Annotated in this window: 10 protein-coding genes; 4 read left to right on the forward strand and 6 right to left on the reverse strand. The window is 31.8% G+C overall.

All coding sequences use genetic code 11. The annotated features are described in order from the left end of the window. Positions 1-881: 881 nt before the first annotated feature. Together CFE53_RS03815 and CFE53_RS03820 are read right to left on the reverse strand one after the other, a co-directional pair. On the reverse strand, positions 882-1,241 hold the full coding sequence (locus tag CFE53_RS03815) for a molybdenum cofactor biosynthesis protein MoaE (RefSeq protein ID WP_148120558.1): 360 nt from the start codon (positions 1,239-1,241) through the stop codon (positions 882-884). An 11-nt stretch (positions 1,242-1,252) separates the two neighbouring features. Beyond that, the gene (locus CFE53_RS03820; RefSeq protein WP_148120559.1) at positions 1,253-2,005 is read right to left on the reverse strand and encodes a TatD family hydrolase; all 753 of its coding nucleotides are present in this window, start codon (positions 2,003-2,005) and stop codon (positions 1,253-1,255) included. Positions 2,006-2,140: 135 nt separating this feature from the next. On the opposite strand from CFE53_RS03820, the gene CFE53_RS03825 reads away from it, so the two are divergent. From CFE53_RS03825 to CFE53_RS03840, 4 genes are all read left to right on the forward strand, one after another. Beyond that, positions 2,141-3,454, forward strand: a complete 1,314-nt coding sequence (locus tag CFE53_RS03825) for a tRNA pseudouridine(54/55) synthase Pus10 (RefSeq protein WP_148120560.1) — start codon at positions 2,141-2,143, stop codon at positions 3,452-3,454. Positions 3,455-4,918: 1,464 nt separating this feature from the next. After that, complete coding sequence (locus CFE53_RS03830; RefSeq protein ID WP_148120561.1) at positions 4,919-5,215, forward strand: 50S ribosomal protein L21e; 297 nt, start codon at positions 4,919-4,921, stop codon at positions 5,213-5,215. Positions 5,216-5,240: 25 nt separating this feature from the next. Next, positions 5,241-5,570 (forward strand): RNA polymerase Rpb4 family protein, encoded by a 330-nt coding sequence (locus tag CFE53_RS03835; protein ID WP_148120562.1) that lies wholly within the window; start codon positions 5,241-5,243, stop codon positions 5,568-5,570. 79 nt (positions 5,571-5,649) lie between these two features. After that, entirely contained in the window at positions 5,650-6,231 is a 582-nt protein-coding gene (locus CFE53_RS03840; protein ID WP_148120563.1) for a DUF655 domain-containing protein, read from the forward strand. Between the two features lie 3 nt (positions 6,232-6,234). Here CFE53_RS03840 and CFE53_RS03845 read toward each other — a convergent pair whose 3' ends face one another. The 4 genes from CFE53_RS03845 to CFE53_RS03860 form a co-directional block, all read right to left on the reverse strand. Beyond that, complete coding sequence (locus CFE53_RS03845; RefSeq protein WP_148120564.1) at positions 6,235-7,452, reverse strand: aspartate aminotransferase family protein; 1,218 nt, start codon at positions 7,450-7,452, stop codon at positions 6,235-6,237. Between the two features lie 893 nt (positions 7,453-8,345). Beyond that, positions 8,346-10,025 (reverse strand): archaellar assembly protein FlaJ, encoded by a 1,680-nt coding sequence (gene flaJ / locus CFE53_RS03850; RefSeq protein WP_148120565.1) that lies wholly within the window; start codon positions 10,023-10,025, stop codon positions 8,346-8,348. Between the two features lie 9 nt (positions 10,026-10,034). Further along, entirely contained in the window at positions 10,035-11,669 is a 1,635-nt protein-coding gene (locus CFE53_RS03855) for a type II/IV secretion system ATPase subunit (protein WP_148120566.1), read from the reverse strand. A gap of 17 nt (positions 11,670-11,686) precedes the next feature. After that, the gene (locus tag CFE53_RS03860; RefSeq protein ID WP_148120567.1) at positions 11,687-12,379 is read right to left on the reverse strand and encodes an ATPase domain-containing protein; all 693 of its coding nucleotides are present in this window, start codon (positions 12,377-12,379) and stop codon (positions 11,687-11,689) included. Positions 12,380-12,383 lie beyond the last annotated feature (4 nt).

The following is a 12,383-nucleotide window of genomic DNA, read 5'->3' on the forward strand; positions in this document are numbered from 1 at the left end:
CTATTATATGGATGGAGTCCTTTATACAGGAAAAGACAATCAGGAGTGTTTTTTTACTTTTATTTTGTTTTTTATCTCTTTAAAAGTGGTTAAATACCTTTTGGATAGAAATAAATATTATCTCTTTGATACTTCCTGAAACACTAAAAAATAGAGAATAATCATTCCAAAATTGTTATAATAAATTTATTAAAATTATTATTATAGACTAATATTTTTTAGTTATATTCTTAATTTTTTATTTTTCTTTTATTACTTTTACTTTTAAAATATTACTTTAATAAGAATAAAATTTAATTAAATAGAAAAATCTTAAAAATTGGTAGGAAGGTAAAAATAAGTAAAAGTAAATCTCGTGGCTATTATCTTCTCATTATTTAGTATACCTAATAGTTTAGAATTATTTTAATTAACCCTAGTTCCCATCAAAAGGATAGTTTAAAGAATAATAAAAATAATTATAAAAATAATAAAAATAATAAAAAGAATTTAAAATAAAAACTTCTATCATCCCAGATATAAAATTTTAAAAATAATATTGAAGGAGAATGATCCTCTGTATACCTTCTAATACAGGGATTCAGAATAAGAATCTCCTATCTTATCTAAGTGTTCAGAAAGATCCTAGAATGTTTAATAGTTTTTATATATAGATTTTATACTGATTATTTTCATTATGATTTTTATTATAACAATTATTATTATTTTTCATTTTTTCATAGTTCTTTTAATCACTACTTGGTGGGAACTAAGGTTTTAATTAATTATTATTTAATTTTAATAAAATTTTTAATAATAATTCTTATTTTCATTAGGTTAGAAAATTTTTATAACCATTAAACCAATATATTCAAAAAATAATATATTATCCAACTAATCCCTTAGTGATACTTCTTAATCTCATCTATAATATACTGACAGGCTAAAAATGCCTCCTTTCTATGTCTTGCAAATACGTAGATAGAGGTTATTATATCTCCAACCTTTAAACAACCTATATTGTGGTAAACTACTACATCTATAATATCAAATCTCTCAAGAGCGTCCTCTAATATATTCTCTATCTCTTTAGACATATCATTTACAACTATCCCCTCTGAGGGCACCTTTTTTCCATCTACTATATCGTAGTTTCTTACATAGCCTGTTATAGATACATAGCAACCCATTTCACCCTTATATTTATCTATAAGTCTCTCTACAGTATCTTTAAATTCCTGATAGTTACTATACACCTTCATTCTAACACCACCTACAACCTATAGAAGTCCTTTGCATTTTTATATGTACTCTCTACTATCTTCTTACTCTCCAATCCTCTTTTCTTCATAAGTAATCTTGTTCTAGGAAGGGCATAGATATCTGATTTCAAACTCCCTAAATCACTACTTAGTATAAACTTCTTATCGTAGTTCTCTACAATTTCAACAGCCTCTTCTGGACTTATCTTCATAGGTTGTACTGTCAAACCAACATATACATCCATATCTATGAGATCTACAGTATCCCTATTTATGTGGTCTATCATTACCAGATCTTCCTCAATCTCTACCTCTTTAAGTATCTTTAGTATCTCCTGTAGAACTTCTCCTTTGTTCTTCTCCGGTGTATGGATAACTATAGGCATACTGTACTCCATCGCCAATTTAAGTTGCTCCCTTAGGAGATCTTTCTCATCATCCCTTAGATAGTGAAGCCCAGTTTCACCTATGCCCACAACGTTTTTATCCTCTAGGTATCTTGGCATCTCCTCTATCAACCTGTGCCACTCCTTTGGATATCCCATCGGATGTACTCCTATAGTCACCTTAACATCTATCCCTGCCATTGAACCTCTCTTAGTCTCCATCTTGATCAGTCTCTCCCAGTGATCGAGGTACACCTCTGGAACACTCATCCTATAGGGGTCGTGGGCACAGGTGATAACCATTTCCATACCACATAAGGCCATCTTCTCCAGATCTTCAAAACTTCTAACATCTAGGTGTGTATGGGCATCGATCATGGAAAATCACCAGTTGATTATAATTATCTCATTCCATTTTTAATCATAATTATAAAAATATTAATTTATATAAATTCCATCGGTGTATTATAAAATACTTTTTAACATCATCAAAGGAGTATTAAAGGGATCACTATGGATACAGAGATACTTAAAAGTTATCCACTATGTCATAGATGTTTTGGGAGATTATACGCCAAATTACTCCATACTTCAAATTACGAGAGAGGAAGATCTATAAAGATGGCAAAGGCCATTGAATTGGAGTCTAAATTGCACAATCTAAAGGAAAAATCTAAATGTGAAGAAGTGGAGGAAGAAATAGAAAAAATAAAAGAAGAACTATCTTACCTTTACAGAAGTGGATTAACAGAGATAAGGGAGATCGAAAATGTAGAAGTGGTAGACAGTAGCAAATGTCCCTGGTGCAGAGGTATATTCCAGGAGGAAAACTTAGAAGAGATTCTGGAAAAAACTTTAAAGTTGTTAAGGGAGTACCAGTACGACACATTCCTAGTTGGTACTATACTCCCTAAATCTGTAAAAAAATTGGAGGAGAGTATAAAAACACCCTATATGGAGAGTATAAAACAGGAGTTCAACAGAACTATGGGAAAGTTGCTAGTAGAAAAAACATCTAAAACCGTTGATAGAGAAAATCCCGACATTGTTATCCTCATAAACCCGTATAAGAAGAAGGTAAGATTACAAGTTACACCTGTATATATAAAAGGAAGGTATAGAAAGTTAGTAAGGGGCATTCCTCAAACTAGATGGCCCTGTGGCTACTGTAAAGGAAAAGGATGTGAAAAATGCAACTACACTGGAAAGAAATACAGTACCTCTGTAGAGGAGATAATTGCAGAACCCTTCATGGAGGCCCTAAAAGGTAAAAGTGAGGCTTTCCATGGTGCTGGAAGGGAGGATATCGATGTAAGAATGCTAGGAGATGGGAGGCCCTTTGTCCTGGAGATAAGGAATCCTAAGATTAGGAAAGTAAACTTGGAGGAGATAAAAGAGAAGATAAACAGAAGTGGAATGGTTGAAGTACTTAACTTGGAGTACGGTAGCAAGAAGGATGTAATACTATTTAAAAATAAGCCCCATAAAAAGACATACTTGGCACTTGTGGAATGTGAGGAGGAAGTTTCCGATGAGGAACTTTCAGAGTTAGAGAAAAAATTGGAGAATTTAACCATCTACCAGAGGACTCCTCAACGTGTATCCCATAGAAGGGCTGATCTAGTGAGGATCCGTAAGGTATACAAGGTATGGGCGGAGAGGGTGGATCCTAAGAGGTTTAAACTCAAGATATACTGTGATGGAGGGTTGTATATAAAAGAATTAATCAGTGGAGACGAGGGAAGAACCACTCCTTCAGTTTCAGAGATTCTTAATAAAAAATGCGTATGTAAAGAGTTAGATGTTTTGAAGGTTCATGATGAATAACATTATCTTTATTGCTAATATGTAGTAGTTATTCTAGTTGTTATCAAGACAAAAAATAATAATTAAAAAATAATTAATAAAAAAATAGAAAAAAGATTAATAAAAGAAATAAAAACTCTTCTTAAAGGATGGATTGATAAAAATCTCCAGTTTTTCTAGTATGCAGAATAATTTAAGAGACAAAGATTATATTTTTTTATTTTTTTACCATATTTTGTCTTTTTTAGGTATTAACACTTTTTAAAACATTTTATTTTTTATAATATTTAATTTTATTACTCTTTTTTTATTATTATAATAATTTAAATAACCCTAGTCCCCACCAGTGATAATATAAAATAATAATAAAATAAGAAATTAATAATAAAATACGAAATAAGGATAAAACTAAAAAATTAAAAAGTAACCCTACTTGTTCTTCAGTGTCCAAAAAAGGTTATATTTTATTTTTTACCTCTATCGGAATTTTATTCCTTTTATTATCCCTCTTAAAACTTTTATAATTTTTATCATAATAATAATTATTATATTTTTAATCACAATCTTGATGGGAATTGGGATTTTATTTATTTTTATCATAAATTACAGTTATAAACAGAACACTATTTTAAAAATATCATAAATATCATATCTAAATAAAAAAATAAGAATTTATTAACCTTAGTTCCCACCAAGTAGTGATTAAAGGACAATGAAAAAATGAAAAATAATAATAATTGTTATAATAATAAAAATCATGATTAAAATGATCAGTATAGAACTATATAAAAACTATTAAACATTCTAGGATCTTTCTGATCACTTAGATAAGATAGAAAATCCTATTCTGGTATTCACTATACTAGAAGGTTTACAGAGGATCATTCTCCTTCAATATTATTTTTAAAATTTTGTATCTAGGATAATAGAAGTTTTTATTTTAAAAGTTTTTTCTTATTTTCTTATTTTTATTATTTTTATAATTATCCTTATTATTTTTTAAATTATCATTTTGATGGGAACTAGGGTTTTAAATTTTTATTTAATTTTAATTATTATATTTTTTTAAGATCCTTAATTAATTCTTATCCATAACTATAGAATAAAAATAAAAATATTTAAAAAATAAAAAACCTCTTATTATTATTTTAGGTGCAAATTTTGAAAGTGAAAGAGATATAAAATATCTTTTCTACCCTAAACATTGGAAAACGTGAAACCTTTTCTCTTCTCTTTTGGTTATATCTACTAAATAATTTTTTATTATAACAGATTCTCTTACCTTATTTTTTAGTATTTAAAAATACCCTAAAATTAATAAAATAATAACTTCCACACACAATATAGATAGAGTTTCATTTTCCTCTTTATTCAATACTATTTAATTAATTTTAACAAAAACTAAAATATACAATAATAATCTTTTTATAGTTGATTGGTAAATTATAATTTTCATTATCAATATAGAAATAAGGAGGAGTGAGTATGGTACAGAGGAGTGAAGGTTTTAGGAGTAAAACAAGAAAAAAACTTAAGAAACACCCAAGAGAGAAGGGAATATATCCTATTACAAGGGCGTTAAAGGAGTACAAAGTAGGAGATATTGTTCACATTGTAATAGATCCTTCAGTACATAAGGGTATGCCCCATCCAAAGTTTCATGGAAGGACTGGTACTGTAGTTGGACAGAGAGGAAGGGCGTTTATTGTTAGAGTTAGAGATGGAGGAAAATACAAAGATATTATAGTTAGACCTCAACATCTAAGAGAGTATAGAGGGTAAATTAAAAAAATAAATTTGGATTACTATGATAGGGAAGAAGTTGATCTCTGAGAGATACGTTACCATATCCCAGTCGAAGGAGATATTTATTAACAGTAGGAGAAATTACGAGGAAATGCCCTACGAATTAAGTTGTGCACTTAATTACTTAGAAAAATTTGCAAAGTTAAGTGCTGAAGAGGCTGAAAAGTTATTGAATGAACTAAGAAGTTTAGGATTGGATGAAAGAACTAGTGTTAAAATAGTGGATCTACTTCCAAAGGACGAGGAGGATTTAAAGGTAATATTCTACAAGTCCGATCTTCCAGAGAATACTGAGGAAATACTAAACACAGTCCGTAAATATATCGAATAATTATTTTTCTGATATCTATTAAATTTCTTAATTGATCTTTTTTTCTATTTTTATCTTTAAATTTCAGAGGGTGTATTGTATGAAAAAATATAGAGGTAAGAAGAGAGTCTTTGAGAATTACGCTTATGTATTGGATTTTTTACCCTATGGGTATCCAGAGGAGAATATTCCCCTACATCAGAGAAAACCTATAGCCCAGGGATTTGGTGAAAAACAGTTTGTACTCATGGAGATGATTATAAAAAAGGATCAAACTGTAGATCTGGCTGAGAGGGTATATATTGGTAGAGGTAAGAGGGATAAGGTGGAATATATCTCAAGAACTCTAAACTATGAAGATCTAACACCTACTGCAAAAACTGAATTACTGTACGTTATAATGGAGGCAGTTAAACGTAACGAGAAGAGGTTTGTAAATTTTATCAACACATGTCAACCTATAACAACAAGGTTACATACACTCCAACTTTTACCTGGAGTCGGTAAAACACTTATGTGGAAGATACTGGAGGAGAGGGAGAAGAAACCCTTTGAAAGTTTTGAGGATATAGAGAAGAGAATCCATAGGAACCTACTAAATGCCATAGCGAAGAGGATTGAGGAGGAGTTAAAAGAACCACAGAAGTACTACCTATTCGTTAAGTGGAAAGAAAAGGAGTAATATTTATCTCTCTATCTCGGAGAATACCTCATCCAAGGCATCTACAAGGGCATCTATATGCTCCCTCTCTATAATAAGAGGTGGGAGGAACCTTAACACTCTTTCCGCTGTACAGTTTATTAGATAACCTTTTTCAAGGATCTTTTTAACAATATCTCTACCTTCGAAGGACAACTCCATACCTAACATAAGACCCATACCTCTAACCTCTTTTATAAATGAGTACTTACTCTGTAGATCCCTCAACTTTTTTATGAAGTACTCTCCCATCTCCTCTACATGTGTTAGAAGATCCTCCACAATACTTAAGGTAACATAGGCACTTACACAGGCTAATGGGTTGCCACCGAAGGTAGATCCATGACTTCCAGGTGTGAAAGTTTCAGCAACCTCCTCTTTAGCCAAGGTAGCTCCTATAGGAATTCCGCCACCAAGGGCCTTTGCCAACGTTAGTATATCAGGTTTAACATCGTAGTGTTGATAGGCAAACATCTTTCCTGTTCTCCCTATACCACACTGTACTTCGTCGAATATGAGAAGAATACCCTTATCATCACATATATCTCTGACACCCTTTAGGTATTCCTTATCTGCAACATGTATTCCACCCTCTCCCTGAACAGGCTCTATCATTATCCCTGTAGTTTTATTAGATATACTCTCCATCAGTTTATCCAAGTTGTTAAAGGGCACGTACTTAAATCCCTCTGGAAGAGGTTCAAAACCTTTCTGATACTCTACCTTTGGAGTTGCAGTTATAGTTGCTAAGGTCCTTCCATGGAATCCTCTCTCCATAGTTATTATCTCTCCCTCTCCTATTCCCATCTTTTTACCGTATCTTCTTGCAAGTTTTATTGCACACTCATTTGCCTCTGCACCACTGTTTGAGAAGAAGACTTTATCCAGCCCTGAAAGATATGCAAGTTTTTTTGCCAACTTCACTTGGGGAATGGTGTAGTATAGGTTAGATACGTGGATGAGGGTTTCAAGTTGTTTTTTTACATTTTCTACCAACTTTGGGTTGCAGTGACCTATATTGTTTACACCGATCCCTGAGATAAAGTCTACATATCTTCTACCTTTAACATCTTCTACATAGACACCGTTACCTCTTATAAGTACTACAGGGAGTCTTCCATAGGTGCTCATTATATATTTTTTCTCCTCTTCTATTATGGTATTTTCATCTACATCTTTGTATATCTCTTGAAAGATATCCATAGGTTTCACCAAATTACTATTATCTAAAGTATATTCTGGATTTAAAAATAGTAATTATAAAAATTTATTAAATATATAAAAATTATAAAATTTAAGAAAAAATAGTAATATCTTAAGATATTACTTACATAATATCATAATTACCTAATATCCACAATACCAACCTTATTTAAAGGAATTTATTACTTTTTTAATGTTTAAAGGTGGTTTAAAAAATATTAATCTGTTTTTTATTATTAACATTATTTTATTTATTATTTTTATCCCATAAGATTTTTAATATTGATAGAATAATTCCTTTCCATCTAAGACTTCTTAACTGAAAATAAATCTTGAAAATATGTAATTTTTATTTTTTAAGTATATTTTGAAATTTTTAATTAACATTATCCTGTTTACATTAGTTTTTTATTTATACCTTAGTTCCCACCAAGTGTGATTAAAAGAATAATAAAAAGATAATAAATTGTTATAATAAAAATCATAATGAAAATAACCAATATAAAAATCATTAAATATCCTAAGATCTTTCCGGAACCCTTAGTTAAGATAGAAGATCTTATGATCTTATTCTGAATTCCTATATTAGAAAATCTTCAAAGGATCATTCTCCTCCAATCTCCTTTTTAAATTTTATATTTGATAATGATAGAAGTTAGAAGTTTTTTTATTTTTTAAACATTTTTATTTTATTATTTATTTTTAAATTTTCTTTTTTATCATAATTATTTTTTTATAATTCTTATTATTTTTTAAACTATCCTTTTGATGGGAACTAGGGTTTTATTTATCTTTGATGAAAATTAGCATAATGATTATTTTTTGTAATTTTTTAATTAAAAATCTTAAAAAATAATAAAATAATAAAGAAATATCGATTACCCACTATTATTTTAGTAAATAGGTATATTTACTCCAAGTATCTTATTTATCAACAATTCTGCACCGATAGACACCAAGGAAGATATCCATACCATTATAACAAAGTGATAGAGTAGAACTTGAGGATGTCCCCCATCTGTTACTTTGATCAAGTACGCTGAAACTAAGGAATAAACTAATAAACATCCGTACATGAGATAGGAGATAATGGAAAGATCTCCTGGTGTCATAATATTTATAATAGATATCATAGCCTCAGGAATTTCAAGGGAGTTATAAAGTTTATTTACCATGTATGCTACACCATAGGAGGCAAAGAGTGCCAAGGCCAGTCCTCCTGCAAGTCCATAAACTATAGCGGTAAACTGTTCAACACTTTGATATTTAGATTTTCTTAAATTAATTATCTTACGAAAGTTATCGCCAATAATTTCTGCAGCTTTTCCAGCATCTCCTCCTAGAAAAACACACCTCTCAAACATCTCTGAAAATAACTGTATAAGATAACTACAGGTCTCTACACCGAAGAGTTTCCAGGCTTTCTGGTTATCTATCCTTACAGCTACTCTTTTATATAGTCTCTCTAAATCCTTAGTAAGGGGACCAAAATCATGAGAGGAGAGATATTTCAAAGAATCTGTCATTCCTCCTCCTTTTGCACTAACAGATTCTCCCAAAGATCTTAGAAATCCTGGAAAGTGGAATTCTTTTCTTATAACTAAATTTTCCTCTTTTTTAGCAACATATCCAGCAATAAAGAGAGGGGTAAATCCCAATGCAACTAGTATTTGATAGGGGATATTCTGAAGTTCAGGTATCTTTGCTATATATTTACCTCCCAATAATACACCCATAGCTATTAGAGTTAAAATTATAGATATTATTAGATACTTTCTAAGTTTTTTATCTACTGCAGTGAGTATGTCTGCAGTGTGCCACAACCTATCTGAGGGCATCTTATTTTTTATAATATAGACTAAACATATTTCAAATACTATAAATCCAAAAATAGCCAAGGTTACTGCAGTTACAAAATTGTAATGGACTATAAAAGGAGCGATCACTGCAAAGGTTACGAAGAATGCCAGGGATGTGATAGCACTGATGTATATCTCTTTAAACATATCTAAGGTGTAAAGTGCCCTTCTGTAGAATGCGGCGTAATCGTTCATTACTATGCTCTGTTCCTTCATTAAGAAATCTTTAAGATCCTCACCACTATCTAGAGAGTAGGCCATCCTATCTAAGAAATCTGCAAATTCACTACTGGGAGTTTTCTGGGCTAAAAATCTACAAGCCTCGGCAAGGGATTGATTCCATCTTTTTACCAGTACGTAAATTTTTCTAGACTCCTCCGCCAACTGTCCAAGTTCCTCCTTTTCAGATGCTAACATTTTAAGTAGTTCTTTTCTATCGAGATCTGTAATTGAAAGTACTCCAAACTTTGTAATGAATATGTGTAATTTTTCATTTATCTTGTTTTTTTGAGAGTCTAACTCTATGAGAGGGTATCCTATGGCACTGACCAATATTAACAGTGGGATAAGTAATACTAACACTCTTACATATCCTGTAAAGTATGTTAAGCCTATTACAGTAAGGACTATTGAAACTATAAGTGCAGGGAGGACATACCTTAGCAGGTATTTTTTTGGAGTAAGCCCTACTTTATACAGGATATCAAAAAACATAGTCTCACCTTAAATTGGGAATGGTAATCCTTCCAATCCTCTTTCGTAGAAGTTCCAAATAATATCTAAAACTTCGTAGTATCCAAAGATCTTTCTTGCAATCATCTCTTCAAGTATTCGTTTTCTCAATTCCAACTCGTTATATATCTCTCTAGGGTCTTCGTAACCTGCAACTTTTGCAATCTTATCTTCAAGGATATAACTGTTGTTAATTCCAGTAAAGACATGTTTATCATCGTGTGGATCCCATTCGAAAACCCTTCTGGTAATTACACCATCTACCTCTTTGTAGTATCCTTCAATCTCTTCAACACCAACAACTCTTCTCAACAGTTTACCTCTAGTATATACTGCAAGTTGGAATAGGGCTACATTTAGGTTATCCATAAAGGTTAGTGGAATGTTGATAGGTTCTCCATTCAACCTTTGGATCATCTTCTTAATATTTGCAGCGTGGAAGGTGGAAAGGACAGGGTGCCCAGTCTGCATAGCCTGGAATGCTACAGCCCCCTCTACACTCCTTATCTCTCCAACGATAATATAGTTAGGTCTAGACCTCAATGCCGCCCTTAAAAGATCGAAGAGTGTAACTCTACTCTCTTCAGGCCCTCTCTCTCTAGTTAGTAACTGCTGCCATACAGGATGGGGGGCCTTTACCTCTGCAGTATCCTCACATGAGAATATCTTAGATCTTGGTTTAATGAAAGGTAGTATAGCGTTTAACGTTGTAGTTTTACCAGAGGCAGTCTCTCCACAGATAAATATACTCATCCCATACTCCAAACAGAGCCATAGATAGGCTGCAGTTTGTGCAGACATTGTTCCCCAACTGATGATCTGGGTAATACTGATTGGAACCTCTGTAAATTTCCTAATAGTAAATGATGGACCCTTTAGGGACACATCTGTAGAGTAAATTATGTTTATTCTTGAACCATCTGGGAGGGATCCGTCGACAATAGGATTTGCATCTGATACAGGCCTCCCCATCCTTTCACATAGGTTTTTTAGATAGTCGGCAAGTTCCCTATCGCTATCCCATGTGATATTGGTGGGAAGCATGTCAAATATCTTATGGACTATATGACAGGCATGGGCGCCTATTACATGTATATCCTCTATATAAGGATCTCTCTTAATAGGTTCAAGTTCTCCCAACCCTATTAAGTCTCTTTTTAATAAGTATAGGAATTTGTCTCTCTCAAATTTTGTAAGTTCTATTTTTCCAGTACTGAATAATCTAGATAGTATATTTTTCTTTTTTTTATTCTCCACTACTTTTGTAACCTTATTAAATAGGTTAGTTAATACTCTTTCAAATTCCTCGTCATCTTCTGGAGAATCTTCATAAGGAGCATATTCCAACAGTTTATCCATGATTTTTTTATACAGTAACTTCTCTTCGTGGGTTTCCAACCTGGGCTCTATGACAATATATTTAGTTTTTACCTCGGGAGAACCAAATATATGGATAAAAATAGGATCGCCAATAGGGTATATAATATTGGGGTATTTTATCTCTTTTAATTCCCTAGAGAGAGATATCATAAATTCAGGTATTTTCAAATAAGTTTTTTTGAAATTTTCAACGTACTTACGTAAATGAGGGTTTCTTTTCATACTATTTTTAAATTCATCTGCCATTCTACCACCAATGTAAATTATGCTACCGAGGATATCTCAACTGCGATACCTAACTTAGGTTCAACTCTGAATACCATAGTTTTTTGATATGGGCCCCTTGCCAAGTTGTACTTTTCTACTTTTAAAATATTCTTTATATTTCCACCAAAAGTATAGGTTTCTGTCTTCAATACCATTGTCGCAGCTGTTCTAAGCATAGTTAAAATAGACTCAGGTAACTCTTTTGGATTTACTGTGTAAATTATAATTTTATCCATTGCTGCTATTCTTTTAAAAAAAGCGACTAGGTCGTTTACCTTTACTTCACTAGCATCGTTTATTATTAGGGATGATAAACTATCGTATATAATCACGTCTTTTTCGTAAAATTCACGTGTTTCCATAATTTTCCTTAAAAAATCTTCCCTATGAAGATTATCAGCTATTAGAGGATATACAGGTATATAGAGTAAAATACCACTTAACAACTTCTTGTTTATATTGTAATTTAACGACATCATCTGTTTTACAAATTCTAAGGTAGTAAGTTGAGTTGATATATAGGTAACTGAATGGGCATTCTGTAAAAAACCGTAGGTCAGCCTCTGGGCTATTACAGATTTTCCTGTAGATTCTTCCCCCTCAATAAGTATTATACTACCATAAGGAATACCCCCTCCCAACCTTTTGTGGATATCGTCTCTACTAAGTTCAATTTTTGCAAGTTTCATAAAA

The organism is Methanofervidicoccus sp. A16, assembly GCF_003351865.1.
Lineage (GTDB): Archaea > AGJL01 > Methanococci > Methanococcales > Methanococcaceae > Methanofervidicoccus.